The organism is Ignavibacteriales bacterium, from assembly GCA_015709675.1.
In the GTDB taxonomy this organism is placed as follows: domain Bacteria; phylum Bacteroidota; class Ignavibacteria; order Ignavibacteriales; family Ignavibacteriaceae; genus H2-BAC3.
Genome location: CP054182.1, coordinates 361,535 through 384,754, shown reverse-complemented (window position 1 = coordinate 384,754; position 23,220 = coordinate 361,535). Strand labels below are relative to the sequence as shown.

The 23,220-nt window shown below is 46.4% G+C and carries 15 protein-coding genes; 12 read left to right on the top strand and 3 right to left on the bottom strand.

All coding sequences use genetic code 11. The features are described from left to right. Positions 1-5 precede the first annotated feature (5 nt). From eno to tnpA, 3 genes are all read left to right on the top strand, one after another. Positions 6-1,298, top strand: coding sequence for a phosphopyruvate hydratase (eno, locus tag HRU80_01260; protein QOJ27563.1), 1,293 nt, complete (start codon positions 6-8; stop codon positions 1,296-1,298). 138 nt (positions 1,299-1,436) lie between these two features. Next, positions 1,437-2,264 carry an SDR family oxidoreductase gene (locus tag HRU80_01255; protein ID QOJ27562.1) on the top strand — a complete coding sequence of 276 codons (828 nt, stop codon included), beginning with the start codon at positions 1,437-1,439 and terminating at the stop codon, positions 2,262-2,264. Between the two features lie 416 nt (positions 2,265-2,680). Beyond that, on the top strand, positions 2,681-3,172 hold the full coding sequence (gene tnpA / locus HRU80_01250; GenBank protein QOJ30420.1) for an IS200/IS605 family transposase: 492 nt from the start codon (positions 2,681-2,683) through the stop codon (positions 3,170-3,172). A gap of 523 nt (positions 3,173-3,695) precedes the next feature. Here the strand turns inward: tnpA and murQ are convergent. From murQ to HRU80_01235, 3 genes are all read right to left on the bottom strand, one after another. Then, positions 3,696-4,637: an N-acetylmuramic acid 6-phosphate etherase gene (gene murQ, locus HRU80_01245; protein QOJ27561.1), complete on the bottom strand. Its 942-nt coding sequence runs from the start codon at positions 4,635-4,637 to the stop codon at positions 3,696-3,698. Between the two features lie 143 nt (positions 4,638-4,780). Then, positions 4,781-5,515: a 6-phosphogluconolactonase gene (gene pgl / locus HRU80_01240; GenBank protein ID QOJ27560.1), complete on the bottom strand. Its 735-nt coding sequence runs from the start codon at positions 5,513-5,515 to the stop codon at positions 4,781-4,783. 25 nt (positions 5,516-5,540) lie between these two features. Beyond that, positions 5,541-7,079 (bottom strand): glucose-6-phosphate dehydrogenase, encoded by a 1,539-nt coding sequence (locus HRU80_01235; protein ID QOJ27559.1) that lies wholly within the window; start codon positions 7,077-7,079, stop codon positions 5,541-5,543. 327 nt (positions 7,080-7,406) lie between these two features. Here HRU80_01235 and HRU80_01230 point away from each other — a divergent pair, with 327 nt between their 5' ends. The 9 genes from HRU80_01230 to HRU80_01190 all read left to right on the top strand — a co-directional run bounded on the left by HRU80_01230 (position 7,407) and on the right by HRU80_01190 (position 23,129). Then, the gene (locus HRU80_01230) at positions 7,407-8,435 is read left to right on the top strand and encodes a beta-lactamase family protein (GenBank protein ID QOJ30419.1); all 1,029 of its coding nucleotides are present in this window, start codon (positions 7,407-7,409) and stop codon (positions 8,433-8,435) included. Positions 8,436-8,532: 97 nt separating this feature from the next. Beyond that, the gene (locus HRU80_01225; protein QOJ27558.1) at positions 8,533-10,125 is read left to right on the top strand and encodes a T9SS type A sorting domain-containing protein; all 1,593 of its coding nucleotides are present in this window, start codon (positions 8,533-8,535) and stop codon (positions 10,123-10,125) included. Between the two features lie 281 nt (positions 10,126-10,406). Beyond that, positions 10,407-11,753 (top strand): T9SS type A sorting domain-containing protein, encoded by a 1,347-nt coding sequence (locus HRU80_01220; GenBank protein ID QOJ27557.1) that lies wholly within the window; start codon positions 10,407-10,409, stop codon positions 11,751-11,753. A gap of 4 nt (positions 11,754-11,757) precedes the next feature. Next, positions 11,758-12,897, top strand: coding sequence for a histidine kinase (locus tag HRU80_01215; protein QOJ27556.1), 1,140 nt, complete (start codon positions 11,758-11,760; stop codon positions 12,895-12,897). After that, positions 12,894-14,246: a deoxyguanosinetriphosphate triphosphohydrolase gene (locus HRU80_01210; GenBank protein ID QOJ27555.1), complete on the top strand. Its 1,353-nt coding sequence runs from the start codon at positions 12,894-12,896 to the stop codon at positions 14,244-14,246. The genes HRU80_01215 and HRU80_01210 overlap by 4 nt, the downstream gene beginning before the upstream one ends. Before the next feature lie 670 nt (positions 14,247-14,916). Next, positions 14,917-17,322, top strand: a complete 2,406-nt coding sequence (locus HRU80_01205) for a T9SS type A sorting domain-containing protein (GenBank protein ID QOJ27554.1) — start codon at positions 14,917-14,919, stop codon at positions 17,320-17,322. 594 nt (positions 17,323-17,916) lie between these two features. Then, positions 17,917-20,325, top strand: a complete 2,409-nt coding sequence (locus HRU80_01200; protein QOJ27553.1) for a T9SS type A sorting domain-containing protein — start codon at positions 17,917-17,919, stop codon at positions 20,323-20,325. 113 nt (positions 20,326-20,438) lie between these two features. Then, the gene (locus tag HRU80_01195) at positions 20,439-22,292 is read left to right on the top strand and encodes a T9SS type A sorting domain-containing protein (GenBank protein QOJ27552.1); all 1,854 of its coding nucleotides are present in this window, start codon (positions 20,439-20,441) and stop codon (positions 22,290-22,292) included. Between the two features lie 60 nt (positions 22,293-22,352). After that, positions 22,353-23,129 carry a T9SS type A sorting domain-containing protein gene (locus HRU80_01190; protein QOJ27551.1) on the top strand — a complete coding sequence of 259 codons (777 nt, stop codon included), beginning with the start codon at positions 22,353-22,355 and terminating at the stop codon, positions 23,127-23,129. Positions 23,130-23,220 lie beyond the last annotated feature (91 nt).

Sequence of the window (23,220 nt, the reverse complement as noted above, 5' to 3'; positions counted from 1 at the left end):
ATACCATGACCCTGATAGTAGATGTAAAAGCAAGAGAAATTTTAGACTCAAGAGGAAATCCGACTTTAGAAGCAGAAGTGTTTTTAGAGTCCGGAGCCATCGGAAGAGCTGCCGTGCCAAGCGGGGCCTCAACCGGTGAACATGAAGCAACAGAACTTCGCGATAATGACCCAAAACGCTACCTCGGAAAAGGGGTTCAGCAGGCGGTTGATTTTGTAAATAATGACATAGCCGACAATCTTCTTGATGAAGATGCCCTCGACCAGACCGGGATTGACTCAATCCTCTGCGAATTAGACGGCACACCAAACAAATCAAAATTCGGCGCTAACGCAATTCTGGGTGTATCACTTGCCGTGGCAAAAGCTGCAGCTGCTGCATTAGACATACCCCTCTACCGCTATATCGGCGGAACCAATGCAAAAGTGCTCCCAACCCCAATGATGAACATCATTAACGGCGGAAGCCATGCTGACAATAATGTGGATTTCCAGGAATTCATGATTATGCCGACCGGAGCGGAAACCTTCGCTGATTCGCTCAGAATGGGAACAGAAGTTTTCCATAATCTGAAATCAGTGCTTAAAAAACGCGGTTACAACACTGCCGTGGGTGACGAAGGCGGTTTTGCACCGAATCTGAAATCAAACGAAGAAGCAATTGAGGTAATTCTCGAAGCAATAACCAAAGCCGGATATGCTCCGGGCAAGGATATATACATTGCGCTTGACCCGGCAACCAGCGAAATGTATATCAAGGAAAAAGGTGTTTATCAGTTCTTTAAGTCAGACAAATCTGAAATCTCATCAGAGAAGATGGTTGACTACTGGGCTGACTGGGCCGCAAAATATCCCATTGTTTCCATTGAAGACGGTCTGGCAGAAGATGACTGGAACGGCTGGAAACTTATGACCGAAAAACTTGGTTCTAAAATTCAGTTGGTCGGCGATGATCTTTTTGTCACCAACACAAAGCGGCTTTCGATGGGTATCGAAAAGGGTATCGGAAACTCCATTCTGGTTAAAGTTAATCAGATCGGAACCCTGACCGAAACTCTTGACGCCATTGAGATGGCAAAGAATGCCGGATACACTGCCGTAATCAGCCATCGCTCAGGCGAAACAGAAGATACCACCATTGCTGATATCGCTGTTGCAACCAACGCGGGCCAGATTAAAACAGGTTCAGCCAGCAGAACCGACCGTATCGCAAAATACAATCAGCTCCTCAGAATCGAAGAAGAACTGGCTGACTCAGCCCGCTTCTATGGCCTGAAATCAATCAACTATAAAAAATAATTAATAGTTGATAATGGAGAATGGATAATTAGTTCTTAATTATTCAACCTCCTGATAATTATAAATTATCTTAAAGCCGCTGGAGTTATAGAAATTTCAGCGGCTTTGTTTTTTCCTGAACAACAATACATAAAAAACATGAACAAGACAGTACTCATAACAGGAGCATCATCCGGAATCGGAAAAGCAGCGGCAATTTATTTTGCGGAGCGGGGATGGAATGTTGCCGCAACCATGCGTTCACCGGAAAAAGAAACCGAACTGCAGAAACATGCACTGATAAAAACTTTCCGGCTGGATGTAACCGATAATCTGTCCATAAAGAGCTGTACTGCTGAGGTTCTTCGTGTATTTGGTTCCGTGGATGTTCTGGTTAATAACGCCGGTTACGGAGCTACTGGAATTTTTGAAAAGTCAGCTCCGGAGGATATATATAATCAGTTTAATACGAACGTGTTTGGTCTGATGCAGATGACACGAGAGATGCTTCCGCACTTCAGGGAAAAGCGAAGCGGGATGATAGTTAATGTTTCTTCAATCGCAGGACTGGTTACTTTTCCGATGTATAGTGTTTACAACAGTTCAAAATGGGCGGTGGAGGGATTCACCGAAGGACTGCAGTTTGAGCTGCGTCAGTTAAATATCAGATTAAAGCTGGTTGAGCCGGGTGCAATAAAGACTGAGTTTCACGGCCGGTCAATGGTATCTTTCAACAATCAGGATATTGGCGGGTATGGTGATTATGATAAGCGGGTTGAAGTGTTTATGAAGAAAGCAGACAAGATGGCGCCAGGTCCGGAGGTGGTGGCAAAAACTATATATAAAGCCGCCACGGATAATTCCTGGAAGCTGCGATATCCCTCAGGAGCACAGGCGCGTATGGTTAGTGTTATGAGGAGAATAGTACCGGTGACGATGTTCAGATATCTTACCGGAAAGCTTATGGCAAGCGGATTGGTTAGATAGAAGGCGGCAAGTGCTGTAGTTCGCACAAAGATGACATGTGTCTGCACAATGGTACGCCGATGATGCGGATGCTATAGCAGCACGGATCGGAGTGTGATGAATTCTGTATAATTCGCAGGAAGCATTTTCCTGCAGATTAACGCAGAAAATTATGCATGATTGACGGGATTTACCTGGTGTTTGCGGGGAATAGTAAATAAAGCGGAGAAATTATTGGAATCATGGGGAGCAATTCACCTGCACGCCTGCTTTGAGCACATTAAATATTATGTAATGAATTTCACTTTTTTATTGTAATCTCTTACTTTTGTTTATCCTAATAATCAAAACCCCGTAGGGGCGGTATATTAATAACAGACCGAAAAGTAAATTTATAAAACCCTGTAAGGGTGACATTAAAAGCAAAGGAGGAGAAAATGCCTAACACCTATACCCAATTATATGCACATTGTGTGGTTGTTGTGAAAGGGAGGTCTAATCTGATTTCTATAAGCTGGAGGGATGAGTTATACAAATACATTACAGGAATAATCAGCAATAAGAATCAGAAGTTAATGATAATCAACGGAATGCCTGACCACTTGCATTTGTTAATCGGATTAAAGCCCGACTGTACTCTTTCAGATTTGATGCGTGATATAAAAGCGAATTCGTCAAAATGGATAAACGAAAGGCGATTCGTTGCGGGAAAGTTTGAGTGGCAATCCGGTTTTGGAGCATTTTCGGTGTCGCAATCGCAGATTGACAGGGTGGTGGATTATATCAAAAAACAGGAGGAGCATCACAAGAGGAAAACTTTCAGGGAGGAATATCTGCAGCTGCTTGAAGCGTATAAGATTGAATATGATTTAAAGTATATCTTTGAAGATTATGGAACGTCTTCTGGTAATGGTTCAAAAGAAAATTAGCAGAAAACGTAGTTGTGTACGGCTCTGGGGTATGGCAGGTCATATGTCGCTCCAACGGAGCTGGGGAGATGTTTGTTGCAGGGCATGTTATTAATATATCGCCCCTGACGGGGCTGGTGTTGATGGGTGGTGGCTAAGTGTTATTAATATGTCACCCCTGCAGGGTTTAGAGTTGAGATGGTGTGAGTCTTGTTATTAATATGACACCCCTACGGGGTTGAAGTCAAAGAAGTATCTGTGCGATGTTGTAAATATGTCACCCCTATGGGGTTCAGAATTGAGATGGTGGAAGTCTTGTTATTAATATGTCACCCCTACGGGGTTTAGAGTTCAGATGGTGTGAGTCATGTTATTAATATATCACCCCTACGGGGTTGGTGTTGAGTTTACCTGAGTCTTGTTATTAATATGACACCCCTGCGGGGTTTGGTGTTGAGTTTACGTGAGTCTTGTTATTAATATATCACCCCTTACGGGGTTGGTTTTACTTTTCCATTCACGATTCACTATTATCAATTATCCCTTATCCATTATCAATTAAATCTATCGCTTTGCGGACGAAGCCGTCGGTTTTGGCGAGGAGTTCCTGTGCTTTCTCGTAACTGACCCCGCGCTTGATCATTACGAGCGCGGACTTTACATGATTATTTGCTTTTGCCAGATAATCAGCCGCTTCTTCGTAGGTGACGCCGGTTATGTTCATAACGATTCTTCTTGAACGCTCAACCAGCTTTTTGTTGGTCATCTGCAGGTCAATCATCATATTCTCATACACCTTGCCAAGACGTACCATTGAGGCGGTGGTAAGCATATTTAAAACTAATTTCTGTGCCGTTCCGCTTTTCATACGGGTGGATCCCATAATTACTTCCGGACCAACAAAAGGGCAGATGGGTATATCAACTTCTTTAATATCAAAATTCTCACGGGGATTGGTGGTTACGTAAAGGGTAACCGCGCCAAGTTCTTTTGCTTTTTTTACTGCACCTACTACGTATGGAGTGCGCCGGCTTGCCGCAATTCCGCAGACAACATCTTTGCTGGTTACCTTAGCAGCCATCACATCGTGTGCGCCGTTTTCTTCTTTATCTTCTGCTCCTTCCTGTGCGCGGAACATGGCTTCACGTCCGCCGGCTATATATCCTTCAATCATGCCGAATGGGGTGCCGAAGGTGGGGGGACATTCGGAAGCATCAACCACTCCAAGGCGTCCGCTGGTACCGGCACCGAAGTAGAGGAGCCGTCCGCCGTTTTTTAACGCGTGAACTATTGCTTCAACCGCTTTTTCTATATACGGAAGCTCTTTTTCCACCGCGAGGGGGACAAGTTTGTCTTCCTCATTGATTATCCTGATGATTTCAGCGGTAGAGGCATAATCAATATTTTTTGAACGCTCATTCTGCTGTTCGGTGGTGAGTGATGCTATTTCGTGAAAGAGGGATTTATTATGTTTTCCGGTATCCATGATTCAGAGTATTAATAAAGATGCACTGCAAATATAGGGAAGTTGCGGGTTTTTAAGGAAAGGGGAATACCTGGCGGTAAAAGAAAAGCAGCGCCGGAAAGATCCCGTGGCTTTCTCCGGAATTGAAGAAAGCGGCGTATATGTTACAGTTTCAGGAGGCTTGCTGCTTCAGAGTCAAGATACCATTCTACAATTCCGTTTTCCGGTCTGATCATGGCCGCGGGGTAGTTTTCCGCTTCAGGTTTATTGTGGAGAATCTGCTCAATTACCTCGGCTTTTTCTTTTCCCGTTACAAGGAAGGTCACCCGATGTGCCTGATTAATCAGTTTATAGGTGAAACTGACCCTCTTCTGGCCGGTAACGGGATGTTTGGCCACAAAAGTAAGGGGGTATTCATCTTCGCTCCATTTTGCGCCGGGGAAAATTGAGGCGGTATGTCCGTCTGTACCAATGCCGAGAATAATCCAGTCAAATACCGGGATGCCGTTCTGCACAGGTTTAACTATTTCGCGGATTTTCACTTCATAGAGGAGCGCTGCTTCTTTCGGAGTGGCGGCTGCCGGAACGGGATATATACCCTGCCGGGTATCGCGGATTTTTGATAGGAAAATCCTGTTAGCCGTACCATAATTGCTTTCAGGATTATCATATGAAACCATCCGCTCATCCCCCCAGAAAAAGTTAAAAACCGCCCAGTGAATTTTATCAAGATTTGCAGGTTTGGCAAGTTCTTCAAAAAGTGCTTTCGGGGTAGAGCCTCCGGAAAGAGCAATATTGGCTTTATCAGGCCATTTGGCTGAAAAGTAAAAAAGCTCCTCGGTAAACGTGCCCATGAGGGAATCCACGGCATCAAATACTTTAACGATCTGTCCGGCCATAATATTTTATATATATTTATCTGCTTTAGAGTTCACAATAGTTTCCGTCATCGGAAAGATTTTTACATGGATAGCGCCAGTCCATACCCGGCTGTCCGAAAAGACCGGTTGCTTCGGCAGGCCCCCAGGTACCCGCGGGGTAGCCGTAAAGTTTAATCTCTGGATTATGCTTCCACGCTGAGAGAATAGGGTCAACAAAGCGCCAGCATGCTTCCACAGCATCACCACGTGCGTAAAGAGTTGAGTCGCCGGTCATGCAGTCAAGCAGCAGGCGTTCATAAGCAGAGGATATACTGATATTGCCGAGTTCTGAATAATGGAAGTCCATATTAACCTGCTGGGTTTTGAACCCTGCACCGGGAGTTTTCATGCCGAATTTCATGAGAATGCCCTCATCCGGCTGAACGCGGATGATAAGAAGATTGCTCGGCTGCTCCTTGTTGTCACGGTGGAACAGGTGCTGCGGTGATTTCTTAAAATGGATAACCACTTCAGTAACACGGGTAGGAAGGCGTTTTCCGGCGCGCATATAGAATGGAACACCAGCCCAGCGCCAGTTATCAATAAAGAACTTCAGTCCGGCGTAGGTTTCCGTGCGGGAGTCCGGATGCACATCTTTTTCTTCGCGGTAACCCTTAACCTGCTGTCCTTTTACCTTTGATGATATATACTGGCCGCGCACGGTGAACTCCTCAACCCGGTCTGAGGGAATGGGGATAAGGGACTGGAACACTTTAATGGTTTCATTACGGACAGATGTTGAGTCAAACGAAGCGGGGGGCTCCATAGCCACCAGTCCTGCAATCTGCATCAGATGATTCTGCACCATATCGCGGAGAGTGCCGGCAGTGTCATAATATCCGCCGCGGTTTTCAACGCCAATGGATTCAGCCGCGGTTATTTCGACATAGTCAATATAGTTGCGGTTCCAGAGAGGTTCAAAGATGCCGTTGGCGAAACGGAGGACCAGCACATTCTGCACGGTCTCTTTGCCAAGATAGTGATCAATGCGGTAAAGCTGATTTTCCTCAAAGAGGGTATGCAGTTTCTGATTAAGCGCAAGAGCGGATGCGAGATCGTAGCCGAAAGGTTTTTCGATAATCAGTTTCTTGGTAACGGTATCACCGCTGTTGATATGAAGTCCCTGATTATGCAGCGCCTGTGCAACAGTTTCGTAGAGCTTCGGGGGGGAGGCCAGATAGTATATATAGTTACCGCCGGTGTTCAGTTCAGCATCAAGCTGTTCGAGGCGGATTTTAAGCCGGACGTAGTCATCCGGATTTTCAGTTTCGAGTGAGGTGTAGTAAAGATTCCTGACAAATCTTTCTATCACCTCATCACTCAGGTGCTCTTTATTTTCAGAGTAGGTGCGGATATCTTCCGCCATTTTAGCCCGGAATGCTTCATCGCTGATAGCTGAACGGGCTGCACCCAAAACCGCAAAACGGAGGGGCATGGCATTCTTGCAAAAGAGATCGTAGAGGGCCGGGATCAGCTTCCTCTTGGTAAGATCGCCTGAAGCGCCGAAAATGACAATAACTGATGGTGCTGGCCTGTTATCCATAATCTGCTGAAAATAGTGAATAATGATAGTCTACCGTATCCGTACTGCCTCTTTTTACTGCCGCTGCCGGGTGATCCGGTCAGATTCCGGAGTGTATAATTAACGGATACAAGTGCCTAAAATAAAGAAAAAAGAGATAAATTTGAGGCGTTATTTTGCCTGAGTAGTTTTGTCCGGTGTGAAGAATCCGTTGTTTGCGGAAGTGCCGGGGCCGCTCTCCGGAATTACACAAATTGAATGCAGTTTCTGCATGAAAACCATAACTGAATTACTGAAAATATCTGAATCATGATCCGTCTATTTTCAATTTTCCTGCTCATTGTTACCATGAATGCCTCCTACGCCCAAAAACTGACCAAAACTCAAAAACTCCGCATTGATTCTCTCATGACTGCTTATACGGGAGATACCGTTCCCTCGGCGTCACTGGCCGTAATGATAGGAAATACCGTGGTATATAAAAAATCATACGGTATGGCTGACCTTGAAGCGAAGAAAAAAGCGGGTTCTAAAACCAATTACCGGCTGGCCTCGGTTTCCAAGCAGTTTACAGCGGCGGCAGTTATCCGGCTGATAGAGAAGAAAAAGCTTGGTTACAGAACCACGCTGACGGAAATCTTCCCCGGATTTCCCGACTATGGTAAGGGGATTACGGTGCATCACCTGCTGAACCATACTTCCGGGCTGGTGGATTATGAAGAGCTGATACCCGACTCGGTTACCATACCGGTTCAGGATGCTGACGTGCTTACGCTGATGAAGGGGATTGACTCAGTGTATTTTCTGCCGGGAGAAAAGTATCAGTACAGCAACACGGCATACGCGCTGCTGGCTCTGGCGGTGGAGAAATATTCCTGCATGAAATATCCTGATTATCTGAAGAAATATATATTCACCCCCCTTGGCATGAAGAACACGCTTGCTTATGTGAACGGTTATAATAAAGTGCCTAACCGGGCTTACGGTTACAGTATCCGGCTTGATACCGCCCGCAGAACCGATCAGTCGGTAACCTCCTCGGTGCTCGGGGACGGCGGTATATACTCGAACATTGACGATCTGATTTCCTGGTGCAAAGTGCTGAACGGCGGAAAACTTCTCTCGAAAAAATCCTGGATGCTTGCAACCACAAGAACCATGCTGAATGACAGCACTCCGGTTGATTACGGCTATGGCTGGCATCTTAAAACCTGGAAAGGAATGGAGACTGTCTGGCACACGGGAAGCACCATCGGCTTCAGAAACGTACTCTACCGCATACCGGAAAAGAAGCTGAGCGTAATCATCCTGACTAACCGCAACAGCGGAACCCGTGAGGACAGCGCGGAAAAGATTATCTCGGTAATACTGGAATAATACAACCCGACTTTCCGGGGTCTGAAGTTCTTGCATATCCGGCCGGGAATGTTTAAACTTGAGATACATATCCGACAAAAAATGACAAGAGGTTGCCATGCGTTCTACCTGGTTACTGTTTTGCTTTCTCATTTTCTCAGCTTCTTTTCTTTCACCTCAGCAGCTTGGTCTCTTTTATGAAGAAGAGCACGGATCTCCGGACGGTTTCCGTTTTGATGAAGACCCCGTCCCCTCGGATGCCTATACCTGGGAGCAGACAACCGATGCGCCGTCTTTCTTCGGACGTTCTGCCTACGGTGCCATAAACGATTATGTGTATATATTCTGTTCGCAGAACGCAACATCGCTTGCGCTTGCTTACCACGTACCGACCAAGACCTGGATAACATGCACCCCCGCAACAGCCTCAGGATTTAACATTTCTTCAACCGTGGCACGCGGAAAGCTCTATAAGATGGGGGGATCAGGCACAGCTACCAATGCAACATTTGAAGTGTTTACTCCTGATGCCAACGGCACCGGAACCTGGGCAACACTCACGGCCGGACCATCGCAGGTGCGCGGTCCGGAGGGTTCAATCGTCTGGGACGGCGGCAATTATATATATGCAAGCTCCGCCAATACGTCATCTCCTCCCGTGGGGTATTTTCACCGCTACAACATTGACACGGACAGCTGGGAGCAGATGGCCGCGCCACCCATAGGACGGCGCTATGCAGGAATGGCGGCCCTCGGTAATTATATATACAGAATCGGCGGACTGGGAGAGACCGGAGGGGATTTCACGCTGTGTTACAAGTATGATATTACTTCCAATACCTGGTCAACTATAGCTCCGTTCCCTGAGCCGGTCAATTTTACCAAATGGTCGGTTGCTGCAAGTGACTCCTTTGTTTATGTGGTCGGCGGCGGCGGCGGATTCAGCGGATATTCGATTCTCACCAAAGTATATGTTTATGATCCCGCGGCAAATACCTGGTCAATAGACAGCGATCTGCCGGCAGTACGCGGACTTCCCGTTGGGACGTATATACCCGGGCACCGGAAGCTCTTTTTCGGCGGCGGGAATGACGGGTCAAGCGGCACGGCATTTCAGGTTCACTGCTGGGAGGGAATAGGTGGAGGGGAGATTCCTGTTGAGCTGACTTCGTTTTCGGTGAGGATAGAGAATGGCGCGGCTCTTCTGAACTGGACTACCGCGACGGAAACCAACAACAGAGCATTTATCATCCAGCGATCAGCAGACGGAATGGTCTGGAATTTCCTCGGTGAACTTGAGGGAGCCGGAACAACTGCCGGCCAGACTCATTATACTTATACGGACAGAGCCCCTCTCAGAGGAGTATCCTTTTACCGGCTGAAACAGACAGACTATGACGGCTCGTTCAGTTACTCAGAAGTTGCTGAGGCAGAGTTCAGCGGCGTAACGGAATTCCGTCTCAACCGGAATTACCCGAATCCCTTTAACCCGGGTACCACGATAGAATTTTCACTCCCCCATAAGAGCGATATCCGGCTTGCGGTGTATGACATAACCGGAAAGCAGGTATCGGTTATTGTCTCAGGTTTAACTGAAGCGGGATGGCACCAAGTTCAGTTTAACGGCTCAGAACTGCCAAGCGGTATATATATTTGCAGGCTCACGGCGGGTGAGTTTTCAGCGCAGCAGAAGTTAACGCTACTGAAGTAAAAATATTGCGCACATCTTCTGCGGGGTGTGATCAGGACCGCGGATGAAGCGAATTGCAGAGAACATCTGAGCAGAAAATCCTGAAAGATACCTTATGCCCCGCAGTCCGGATTTCATTCCGGCCTGCGGTGCGTGAGGATTTTACGCAGCAGGATGTATTCTCCTCTCCCTGAAGTATTGCTGAACCATCCTTAATTCTTCATTTTTCATTATTCATTACTCTCATTTCTTCCTTAAATTTCGCCATGAATAAATCTTCTACATATTCCCGGCGGAGCGTAATGTCCCTTTTAAGAGTTTTTCTCCTTTCATTTTTCCTCATAAGCACACTTTTTTCGCAGGCACCAGGTACCTGGGAGAATACCTCGTTTCTGCCGAGCCCCTCATCGCGGAATAATGACGGATTTTTCCTGAATGAACATCTGGGCTGGGCGGTAAACGGCGCGGGACAGATACACCGCACCACAAACGGGGGTGCTGCTTGGGTGAAGGTATTGGACAAGGGAAGTTCCACTCACTGGCGTTCGGTCGGCTTTTTTGATTCACTGCATGGTTATGCAGGCGCTCTCGGAATCGGGGAGGTGAACAATCCCGCTTCAACCGATACCAACATCCTCTATAAAACCAGTAACGGAGGGACAACCTGGGTTCCGGAACCGCAGCTGAGCAGTTCGGTTATCAAGAGGGGCTTCTGCGGAATGCAGGTGGTGAATGATTCGGTTATCGTGGGAGTTGGCAGAGTGCGCGGGCCGGGCTGGTTTTACAAAACCACCAACCGCGGCCAGACCTGGACGGCCAAAGAACTAAGCAGCATTGCTCCGGGGCTTATTGATATATACTTCACCACTCCGCTGACCGGATGGATAGTGGGACTGACGAATATTACCCACGCAAACTCAAGCGGCATTGTGCTTTATACCAGTGACGGAGGCAATACCTGGTCTCCGCAGATTACCACCTCGCGGCAGGGGGAGTGGTGCTGGAAGATACAGTTCCCGACACCTGATACAGGATATATATCACTGCAGAGGAATTCACTTTCTCCCATCTATTTTCTGAAGACCACCGACGCGGGATTCACCTGGGAGGAAAAACTTTTCAGCAACAGCTATTACTTTGTTCAGGGGATGGGTTTTATTAACGGCTCGCTGGGCTGGGCCGGGGGCAACAGTGCCAATCCGATGTGGCAGACCACCAACGGAGGCGAGACCTGGTCACCGCTTACGCTTGGCAGAAGGGTTAACCGTTTCAGAATTATTAACAGTCATCTTGCCTACGCCTTTGGCGATTCAATATATAAATATACAGCTCCCTTTACCTCGATACAGAATGAAACAGCCGGAGAGGTGCCGGGGTATGAACTGTCAAATAACTATCCAAATCCCTTTAATCCTCTTACGATGATTGAATTCCGTCTGGATAAGGGTTCCTATATTACCCTGAGGATATATAACAATCTGGGAGAGATTATCAGAACGGTTGCGGAAGGATATTTTGAGCCGGGTACCCACAAGAGGCAATGGGACGGGGAAAATGAGGCGGCTGAGCCGGTTCCTTCAGGACAGTATTTTTACCGGATTCAGGGGACAGGAATAAATGAAACGAAAAAAATGATTCTTCTCAGGTGATGGCATGAAAAGGTTTTTTGTAAGTCTTTTAATAGTTCTTCCCCTGCTTCTGCAGGCGCAGGAGGTAACATTGCGGGTTTCAGTTAAAGCCGCAATGCTACCGGAAGGGGGAAAAGTATATATATCAGGCAGCACGCAGAGCACCGGAGGGTGGAATCCTTCCGCCGTGGAGCTTGAACCAATCGGCGCTCTGCACTGGGTAAGAGATATACGGTTTAACGCAGGGGAGACAGTTGAATTTAAAATAACTGGAGGATCCTGGGCTAGGGAAGCAATTTATGAGCAGGGTACCGTTCCGCAAAACTTTGCACTCCGGATGACGAAGGATACTACGCTGGAAATATTTGTTCCCTTCTGGAAAAGTGATGCAGATATGCCAAGAACGAATTATGGCAGCGTAGTGGGGAAAGTTATTACCCATAAGAATATGGAGTATCCGAAACTGCTCCCCCGTGATGTGCATGTATGGCTGCCGCCCGGTTATGATGAGGAAGATGAGCGATATCCGGTCTTATATATGCATGACGGACAGAATGTATTTGATCCGGCAACTTCCACCATGGGTTTTGACTGGCGGGCAGATGATATTGCTGACAGTCTTATCCGTGCGGGTGAGATGAAAAAAATTATCATCGTGGCAATTAACAACACCCGCAACCGTTATCCTGAATATACACGGGGGGATACGACTGATGCATATATGGAATTCTGCTCAAGAGTGCTGAAGAAATTTATAGATGAAAACTACCGCACGCTTCCTGGCAGGGAAAACACCGCGGTTGCCGGGAGCTCAGGCGGGGGGCTGATCTCTTTCCGCCTGGCGTGGGAGTATGATGATGTTTATTTAATGGTGGCGGCTCTTTCTCCCGCGTTTAAGATTTACAATATAGACTACGTCCAGCCGGTATATACCGACCCTGATCCCCCGCGGAATCTACAAATCTATTTAGACAATGGCGGTCTCGGGCTTGAAGAACGGCTTCAGCCGGGCATTGATGAGATGCTGCTTGCACTGAAAAAACAGGGTTATGAAGAGAGTGGCACGTTTGTCTGGAAGAAATTCCCTGACGCGCTTCATAATGAGAAAGCGTGGGCAGAACGGTTTCATCTTCCTCTTTTACAATTTTTCGGAACCAAGAAATGAACTGGCAGAAACTAATTACACCGCAGCGCTGCGGAAAAGAAAGCACAGGAACGGCAGCCTTTGACGGAAGAAACGAATATCAGAAAGATTTTGACCGCATTGTTTTTTCTGAGGCATTCAGGCGGCTGCAGAACAAAACGCAGGTAATACCGCTGCCTGAAACGGATTTTATCCATACCAGGCTGACGCACAGCATAGAATCCTCCTGTGTAGGTCGCTCGCTGGGTCATCTGTGCGGAGTTGAGTTAAAGAGTTTATATAAGGATGAACTGCGCGATGTTTCCGAATATGATATTGAAGCGCTTGTGGCTGCCGCCTGTCTTTCGCATGATATAGGAAATCCGCCGTTCGGCCACTCGGGGGAGGATGCAATATCAGAGTATTTCCGGAGCAGCAAGGCGGCATCATTTATCAGCCGGCTTAATGAAAAGCAAAAACATGATCTGCAGGCCTTTGAAGGAAACGCGGCAGGATTCCGTCTGCTGACAAACTCCTATCTGCACGATACTGACAGAAAAGGGGGACTCTCCCTTACCTATTCCACGCTCGGCGTATTCACCAAATATCCGAAGGAGTCACTGCCTGATTTGCGCAAGAGCGGGCGCGTCTCGCAGAAGAAGTTTGGCTATTTTCAGGCGGATAAAGAAGTGTTTGAGAGAACAGCAGAATATCTGGGGCTGGAATATGAGGAACAGTCCGGCAGCCGTATATACCGCCGGCATCCGCTGGCTTTTCTGGTTGAGGCAGCGGATGATATCAGTTATATCCTCGTTGATTTTGAAGACGGGTATAAACTGAAGCTGGTTTCCTATGATGAGATATATACGCTGCTGGACAGCATCGTCTCACGCTATACGGACACTCACAGGAAAGAGATAGAGAAAATCAGGAACCATGACGAAAAAATCGGGTACCTCCGTTCGCGTGCAATCGGATCGCTGGTGCAGGATACCGCATCGGCTTTTCTGCGGAACTGCGAAGGGATACTTGCCGGCAGCTATGACAAACATCTTTTTGCTGAGACCATTGCTTTTGGCGAACTTGAGCAGATCAGGAAAACCAGCGTGGAGAAGATATATAACAGCAAGCCGGTGATTGAGATTGAAGCAGCCGGTTATGTGGTGCTCTCCGGACTGCTGGATGCATTCCTTCATGCGGCGTTTGATCATGACAAGGGGAATTACGGGAAGAAAACACGCCGGTTAATTCCGCAGCGGTACCTGCAGGTGGATAAAGACGATCCGGATCATGATTACAAACTGATACTGAATATCACAATGTATGTCGGCGGCATGACGGACAGTTATGCGGTTGAGACATACAGGAAACTCTCGGGAATCAGCCTTTGATAATTAGTAATGAGTAATTATTAATTAGTAATGGGAGAGAATGAAGAATGAAGAATGATCTGCTGGTATATAGTCCTTGCGGTCCTTAAAGTCCTTGATGTCCTTATACCCCCAAATGGCCGCGGATTAAACGGATGCAGGGCAGCGCGGATTAACACGGATCGGAAAATCAATGTACAATTAACAATGAACAATGTACAATTTTATCTCAAAAAAATAAATTCCGTCCATGGTCCGGGGATTTTTTTCGTCCCTCTAGGGCTCTTGGGAGTAGTTGGAAATCATATGCTATTAATATCTCGCTCTTTGGGAGCTGTTTAATGTAATCCTGTTAATCATGCTCATCCTTAAATCGTGTTCTGATACCCTAGTCTCGCGCAATGTCGCAAAGACGCAAAGGGAATTCAAATTATAATTTCTCAGTATGTCTGTTCATTGTACATTGTAAACTGTACATTGATTACTAATTCCTAATTCCTAATTATCTAGGTGCCAGCCCCTAGACGCCCCAGAAAAATGAGAGCCAGCCCCTATTTTCCCCTTCTCAGGTAAGGACTAATTTGGTACCGTGATTCTCCGGCAATTCTGTCAGTGATTTTAACAGCAGTCTGAATTTACAGCCGGAAGCAACATCGCACTTATCAAATTCCAACAATTCATGAGAGGTACTGTGAAAGTTCTTCGATTCTTTCTTGCTTCAGCGCTGTTTTTTGCAGCAGCCATTACCGTCTCCGCCCAGTCATTTGCAGGGGGTGACGGAACTTCAGGTAATCCGTATCAGGTTGCCACAGCGGCACAGCTTAATGATGTCCGCAACTATCTTTCATCCTATTTTATCCAGACTGCAGACATTGATCTGACCACAGAGACCGGAACATCCGGCGGTGCATTCTGGAACAGCGGTTCCGGATGGAATCCGATCGGCAATAACGCCAGCCGTTTTCTGGGCAGCTATAACGGAAACGGATACAGCATCACGGGTCTTTTTATTAACAGACCGGCAACCTGGACCATTGGTTTGTTTGGTTATGCCGGGAATGATGTTGTAACGCCGTCCATTTCAAATGTTAAACTCATTGATGTTGATATAACCGGAGGCGGTGACTGCGGAGCACTTGTTGGCAGAGCAATAAAAACCAACATCAGTAAATCTTCAGCATCAGGTTCTGTATCAGGTACCGGATTTACAGGCGGACTGATCGGCTCCCTGATAAACGGCTGCATTGTTACAGAAAGCTTTTCTAATGTAACGGTATTTTCATCACAGCACCAGAACGGCGGTTTTGTGGGATATGCTGATGTGTATAATGAAATAACGAATTGTTATTCTACCGGAAATGTTACTTCAACAGCAGGAACAACCGGAGGATTTATCGGTCAGCCCCGTTCAAGCACACTTACCAACTGCTATTCTACCGGTGCAGTAAGCAGCCCCGCCCCTGTTGGCGGATTTGGCGGTGTTTTTCACGCATCTTCTGCAAATAACTGCTTCTGGGATACAGAAACCTCCGGTCAGGCTTCTTCATCAGGCGGAACCGGAAAAACCACTGCACAGATGAAAACGCAGGGTACGTATACCGGATGGGATTTCACCACCATATGGCAGATCAGCGGTGACTATCCGGATCTCCGGCTTAATTCCAGACTCCCTGCTGTTTCTGTTTTCCTTACCCGCAACAGCAGCGATGTTAATGCAAATGTTTTATATCCGAAAGTTGGATTCGGCTCAGCAATCACTTCACCGTTTAGCTGGACTCCGGTCAGCCCTGACTGGACCTACAATGCACCAAAGTGCACCATCTATGTTGTACCAACCGGAAGTGAAGGAATTGTTGCTTCCAGCTTTACCGTAAACTTTGACGCAGCCAAAGCAACGCTTTCAGCCGCAGCAGGTGATAACAACCTGTTTGAGAGCGGTATATTCTATACACAGGAAGCCGGTGCAGGCAGTTTAGAGATTCATACCTCAAATATATCCTCGGCAATAAATGTAACACCCGGCTCTGGTAAATATCTTGCCCGCCTGATCTTTACCATGCTGAAACCCGGCCATATGGAAGTTACGCTTTCTGATCTTGATTTCAGACAGTATGATACAGATGAGAATCAGCAGGTTGCTTTATCAGCCACAGAACATGAAGCTGATATTAAATTTTATCTCGGTGACTTCGCAAGTTCAGGTGATGAAACCACCGGTGACGGTCTTATCAACATTAACGACCTCAGTTTATTTGCATCTGCATACTGGAGCAATCACGCTCAGGTTAGCACTCTTTATAAATCAAAATTTGACGTTGGTCCTACCAATGCATCAGGAAACTACTTTGCACTTCCTACCGCAGACGGTAACATCAACTTTGAAGACCTGATTATCTTCTCTGTTGGTTATGGTAAATCAGCCGGTAACGAACTTCCGAAGGTTAAAGTTAATCCAATTAACGTTACACTCGGAGAAGAGATTGTTGGAAACACCGTTCGTGTTCCTGTCTATCTCTCAGGAAGTGTTGAAGATGTAAGAGGACTTTCCTTCAGCTTCAGAACCGGAATGACCCTCAAAGGAGTTGAAAAAGCTGGTGAGCTGAATAATGAAAACGGTTTTGTAATCTTCCGTCAGGAAGGTGATCTGGTACAGATTGACGCAGCGGTAATCGGTGCTGATAAAAAGGCAATCTCCGCTGAGGGAATTGTTGCATATCTGGTATTTGAGAACAAGTCATCACTTGAACTTGAAGCAGTAATCGCAAGAAACAGCTTTAACCAGGATATCCCTGTTCTGATGAAGGGCAACTCAGCTCTGAACATCACACCTGATGCATATGCTCTTTCACAGAACTATCCGAATCCGTTCAATCCGTCAACAGCGATCTCTTTTGCACTGCCCCAGGCATCAGAAGTAACGCTGAAGATCTACAACACACTCGGCCAGGAGGTGGCAGTACTGATCAATGGCGAGACGATGGAAGCAGGAATTCACACCAAAGCATTTGACGCAGGAAATCTGACCAGCGGAGTTTATATATATAAACTGACTGCAGGAAGCTTCTCAGCAGTTAAAAAGATGAATCTTCTGAAGTAAGAGTCAGACAGATTTTTAGGAGGTACCCCGTCTTCTGAAAAGGAGGCGGGGTTTTTTATTTTATGCCAGGCTGTATTGTGCAAGGACGATCTGCATGTTCTTCGCCAACGGGCCGCGGATTAAACGAATGCAGGGCAGCGCGGATGAACGCTGATTTTTGTGCCGCCCCTACAGGGCTTGGACATATTTTTAGAACGCATTGTTATTAATATTTCGCTCCTTCGGAGCTGCTTTGGTGATCCTGCTCATCCTGTCTATCCTTAAATCGTGTTCTAATACCTTACCCTCGCGCAAAGGCGCTTTGACGCAAAGGGATATTGTGATATAATCCTGTCTATCCTGCTCATCCTGTCCATCCTTTAATCATGTTCTAAAGTATTACTAATTCCTCATTACTCATTACTAATTATCTAGGTGCCAGCCCCTAGAAGCCCCAAAAAATGAGAGCCAGCCCCTATTTTCCCCTTCTCAGGTAAGGGCTAATTTGACACCGTGAATCTCCGGCAGTTCTGTCAGTGTGTTGAGAAATTCGAGAGTTTAAGCCGGAAATCAGCACTACAATTGTCCTTTTACAACTAATTCATGAGAGGTACCTTGAAAGTCCTTCGTTTCTTTCTTGCTTCGGCGCTGTTTTTTGCAGCAGCCATTACCGTCTCCGCCCAGTCATTTGCAGGGGGTGACGGAACTTCAGGTAATCCGTATCAGGTTGCCACAGCGGCACATCTGAATAATGTTCGTGATTATCGGACTTCCCATTTTATCCAGACTGCTGATATTGATCTGAGCCATGAAACCGGAAACTCCGGCGGTGCTTATTGGAATGGCGGTTTGGGATGGAATCCTATTGGAGCTACCGAGGCAACTTCGTTTTTGGGGAGCTACAATGGTCAGGGGTATAGTATTACCGGGTTAACCATAAACAGACCCGGCCAGCATTATATCGGGCTGTTTGCCTATGTCGGGGATGATATAGTTACACCGGTCATATCAAATGTTAAACTTGTTTCTGTCTCAATCACCTCAAACTGGGTGTGCGGTGCGCTTGCAGGAAAAATAACTAAAGCTACTATCAGTAAATGTTCTTCAACAGGTTCGGTTACGGGTGTGGAGTATATGGGGGGATTGATAGGATGGGCGCCTTCCAACAGTACTATATCTGAAAGTTATTCTACATGTACTGTTACTACGACCGGGTTATATACGGGCGGGTTTATTGGATTTAGCGGTTCAAATAACACTATCACTAACTGTTATGCAACCGGAAGTGTAACTTCCACATCAGGACAGACGGGGGGATTTGCAGGTCGTATTGTATCAACAAATCTCGTTAACTGCTATTCAACCGGTGCTGTCAGCGGTTCGTCTTTGGTGGGAGGCCTTATTGGCAGCATGATGACAGCATCAGCAACCAACTGCTTCTGGGATACAGAAACCTCCGGCCAGGCTTCTTCAGCAGGAGGAACCGGAAAAACCACTGCACAGATGAAAACGCAGGGAACGTACACCGGATGGGATTTCACCACTGTATGGCAGATCAGCGGAGACTATCCTGACCTGAGGAACAATTCACGTCTGCCTGTTATACCAGTATATATTACGCAGAACAATAATGATAACGGCGCAAACGTTTTATATCCTAAAGTGGGATTCGGTTCTCCTATTACCTCGCCTTTCAGCTGGACACCGGTAAGCCCTGACTGGACTTATAACGCGCCGAAATGTACCGTATATATTGTGCCTGCCGGAAGCGAAGACATCGTGGCAACAAGCTTTGTTGTGAATTACGATGCAACCAAAGCAACTCTTTCCGCCTCAGCAGGTGACAATAACCTGTTTGACAGCGGTATCTTCTATACACAGGCAACCGGAGCAGGAAGACTGAAAGTTAATGCATCAAATATCTCTTCAGCTATTAACGTAACTCCGGGTTCAGGTAAATATCTTGCACGCCTGATCTTCACCATGCTCAAACCAGGTCACATGGAAATCACCCTTGACTCACTCGATTTCAGACAGTATGATATCGCAGCCAACGAGCAGGTTTCCATTGCAACCGATCCCGGGGATGCAGATATTAAATTCTATCTTGGCGATTTCGCTTCTTCAGGCAGCGAAACCACCGGTGACGGTCTTATCAACATTAACGATCTCAGCTTATTTGCAACCGCATACTGGAGCAACCACGCTCAGGTAAGCACTCTTTATAAATCAAAATTTGACGTTGGTCCGACCAATGCATCAGGAAACTACTTTGCTTTACCGACCGCTGACGGCAACATCAACTTTGAAGACCTGATTATCTTCTCCGTTGGTTATGGTAAATCAGCCGGCAACGAACTGCCGAAAGTTAAAGTTAATCCGATTAACGTTACACTCGGAGAAGAGATTGTTGGAAACACTGTACGTGTACCAGTATATCTCTCAGGAAGTGTTGAAGATGTAAGAGGACTCTCCTTCAGCTTCAGAACTGGAATGACACTCAAAGGAGTTGAAAAAGCTGGTGAACTGAATAATGAAAACGGTTTTGTAATCTTCCGTCAGGAAGGTGATCTGGTACAGATTGACGCAGCGGTAATCGGTGCTGATAAAAAAGCAATCTCGGCTGAGGGCATTGTTGCGTATCTGGTATTTGAGAACAAGTCATCACTTGAACTTGAAGCAGTAATCGCAAGAAACAGCTTTAACCAGGATATCCCGGTTCTGATGAAGGGCAACTCAGCTCTGAGCATTACACCTGACGCATATGCTCTTTCACAGAACTACCCGAATCCGTTCAACCCGTCAACGGCAATCAGCTTTGCTCTGCCTCAGGCTTCAGAGGTAACGCTGAAGATCTACAACACACTCGGCCAAGAAGTGGCGGTACTGATCAATGGCGAGATGATGGAAGCGGGAGTTCACACCAAAGCATTTGACGCGGGCAAGCTCACCAGCGGAGTATATATCTACAAACTGAGCGCCGGAAAATTCTCAGCTGCGCATAAAATGATCTTAAACAAGTAATCTTTAACTAATGAAGAACTAATAAATTATGTCCTGCTGAACTCTGTCAGCCGGAGGGCAAACCGGTAAAAGGCCAGCAGGACAGAATTAAAAACAACAAAATAAAGGACACAATGAAAAAACTTTCTTTTCTTCTGCTTTGCGGGTTCATGCTGCTCGGCACAAACAACCTTTTCGGACAGGTAACAGAAACCGAACCTAACAATAGTTGCGGTCAGGCGGGCATTAAATTTATAGATGCCAATACTGTTTACAGCGGTTCTGTCGAAGAGTTTGTTGATGGGTACGACTACTGGTATATTGCGCCTGGTACATCCGGTACAGTAACCATTGCGGCTACGGGAACTTTTTTTGAAGTTTTCTCCCATACAGATGCTAACTGCGGATCAGTCGGTTATCAGAGAGACGGAGATGGTAATGCAAGTAATCCGTTTGTTATGGCCCTAAATCCTGCAAGATACTATATAGTCGTGGTATCTGCCCCCATGTTTGGTACAGCAAACTATACACTGACTGTGAGCGGAGGAACTTTTGCTTCAAGTGCAACAGGTGTATATCTTACTGAAAACAGTTCAGATGTTGATGCGAACATTGCATATCCAAAAGTTGGCTTCGGTTCGCCGATCACTTCACCATTCAGCTGGACTCCAACCAGCCCTGACTGGACCTACAATGCCCCTAAATGCACTCTTTATGTAGTGCCAACCGGTGATGATGGTCTGGTAGCTTCCAGTTTTGTTGTTAATTTTGATGCAACCAAAGCAACTCTTACAGCTTCAGCAGGTGACAACAACCTTTTTGAAAGCGGTATCTTCTATACCCAGGCAACCGGTGCAGGAAGACTGAAAGTTAATGCTTCAAATATCTCTTCAGCTATTAACGTAACTCCGGGTTCAGGCAAATATCTTGCACGCCTGATCTTTACCATGCTGAAGCCGGGTCACATGGAAATCACCATTGATTCACTCGACTTCCGTCAGTATGATGTTACTAACAATGAGCAGGTAGAAGTTGAAACCGAAGATTTTGCAGCAGATGTAAAATTCTATCTCGGTGACTTTGCAAGTGCATCAGTTGAAACAACCGGTGACGGTCTTATCAACATTAACGACCTCAGTTTATTTGCATCTGCATACTGGAGCAATCACGCTCAGGTTAGCACTCTTTATAAATCAAAGTTTGACGTTGGTCCTACCAATGCATCCGGTAACTACTTTGCTTTACCGACCGCTGACGGTAACATCAACTTTGAAGACCTGATTATCTTCTCCGTTGGTTATGGTAAATCAGCCGGCAACGAACTGCCGAAGGTTAAAGTTAATCCGATTAACGTTACTCTCGGTGAAGAAATCGTTGGAAGTACGGTACGTGTTCCTGTCTATCTCTCAGGAAGTGTTGAAGATGTGCGCGGACTTTCCTTCAGCTTCAGAACCGGAATGACACTCAAAGGAGTTGAAAAAGCAGGCGGACTGAATAATGAAAACGGCTTTGTAATCTTCCGTCAGGAAGGTGATCTGGTACAGATTGACGCAGCGGTAATCGGTGCTGATAAAAAGGCAATCTCCGCTGAGGGAATTGTTGCATATCTGGTATTTGAGAACAAGTCATCACTTGAACTTGAAGCAGTAATCGCAAGAAACAGCTTTAACCAGGATATCCCTGTTCTGATGAAGGGCAGCTCAGCGCTCAGCATCACTCCTGATGCGTATGAACTTTCACAGAACTACCCGAATCCGTTCAACCCGTCAACCGTTATCTCTTTCGCGCTTCCTTCAGCTTCACAGGTAACGCTTCAGGTATATAACAGTCTGGGTAAAGAAGTAGCTGTTCTGGTGAACAATGAGATGCTTGATGCCGGAGTTCACACCAGAAACTTTGACGCATCAGAACTGACCAGCGGTGTATATATGTACAAAATTACCGCCGGCGGTTTTACCTCAGTAAGAAAAATGATGTTTATTAAATAATATTGCAGTTAAAGCGGAGAGGACACACACTGGTTCTCTCCGCAAAAATTTCAGCGAGACATGAATATATCTAAAAAGCTTTTTTCCTGGATTTTTCTTTCGGCTCTGTTGCTGTTTACTTCTTCATTGACAGCTCAGCAGATTACGGTATCTGCCTCGCCCGCGGTGGTTTCAGTTGGTGATACGGCGGCGGTGAGAATACTCGTAAGTAATGCGGCAGAGCTGAAGGTTTATTCCGTAAAGGTTTCTTATCAGACGGAGATGCTCCGCTGTATTTCGATCAAAAAGATGGAATTCCTGAGCGGACCTTTTTCCACCTTCTTTTTTTCGAAAGCGGACTCCGCAAACGGAGTTGTTCAGGTTGACGAGGCGATCCTCGGCACAGGAACAGCAGCCGGAAGCGGGGGGCTGTTTGAAATCAGATTTAAGGCACTTCAGGAAGGTACTTCACCGCTGAATTTTGTCCTGCTTGATCTTCGCAACGGAAGTAATCAGCAGGTAACATTTACCCCGCAGAACGGCAGTATTACCGTTCAGGGGACGACGGGACTGAACGAGGATGCAGAGGGTGTATCTTCGTTCACACTCCGTCAGAATTATCCGAATCCGTTTAACCCTTCGACCCGCATTTCATTTGAACTTGCTGAAGGGAATCAGGTTAAGCTTGAGGTATTTACCCTCTCGGGTGAAAGAGCTGCTCTTCTTGAAGAAGGAGAGCTTGCTGCCGGTTCATATTCTTATGATTTCAGCGGAGATAATCTTCCGGCGGGGATTTATTTCAGCCGTCTGACTGCAGGCAAAAGCAGCAGGGTAATAAAAATGAATTTGCTCAAATAATTGTGGAACGGATAACCGGGTTAACCGGAAAAGCAGAAATCACAAAAAATTTGCGGGAAACTGCTTAGATTTCAGCTCCATAATTCATGGA

Coding starts and splice junctions, on each gene's coding strand:
- eno (QOJ27563.1), top strand. CDS start 6: ATGACCCTGATAGTAGATGTAAAAGCAAGAGAAATTTTAGACTCAAGA.
- HRU80_01255 (QOJ27562.1), top strand. CDS start 1,437: ATGAACAAGACAGTACTCATAACAGGAGCATCATCCGGAATCGGAAAA.
- tnpA (QOJ30420.1), top strand. CDS start 2,681: ATGCCTAACACCTATACCCAATTATATGCACATTGTGTGGTTGTTGTG.
- murQ (QOJ27561.1), bottom strand. CDS start 4,637: ATGGATACCGGAAAACATAATAAATCCCTCTTTCACGAAATAGCATCA.
- pgl (QOJ27560.1), bottom strand. CDS start 5,515: ATGGCCGGACAGATCGTTAAAGTATTTGATGCCGTGGATTCCCTCATG.
- HRU80_01235 (QOJ27559.1), bottom strand. CDS start 7,079: ATGGATAACAGGCCAGCACCATCAGTTATTGTCATTTTCGGCGCTTCA.
- HRU80_01230 (QOJ30419.1), top strand. CDS start 7,407: ATGAATGCCTCCTACGCCCAAAAACTGACCAAAACTCAAAAACTCCGC.
- HRU80_01225 (QOJ27558.1), top strand. CDS start 8,533: ATGCGTTCTACCTGGTTACTGTTTTGCTTTCTCATTTTCTCAGCTTCT.
- HRU80_01220 (QOJ27557.1), top strand. CDS start 10,407: ATGTCCCTTTTAAGAGTTTTTCTCCTTTCATTTTTCCTCATAAGCACA.
- HRU80_01215 (QOJ27556.1), top strand. CDS start 11,758: ATGAAAAGGTTTTTTGTAAGTCTTTTAATAGTTCTTCCCCTGCTTCTG.
- HRU80_01210 (QOJ27555.1), top strand. CDS start 12,894: ATGAACTGGCAGAAACTAATTACACCGCAGCGCTGCGGAAAAGAAAGC.
- HRU80_01195 (QOJ27552.1), top strand. CDS start 20,439: ATGAAAAAACTTTCTTTTCTTCTGCTTTGCGGGTTCATGCTGCTCGGC.
- HRU80_01190 (QOJ27551.1), top strand. CDS start 22,353: ATGAATATATCTAAAAAGCTTTTTTCCTGGATTTTTCTTTCGGCTCTG.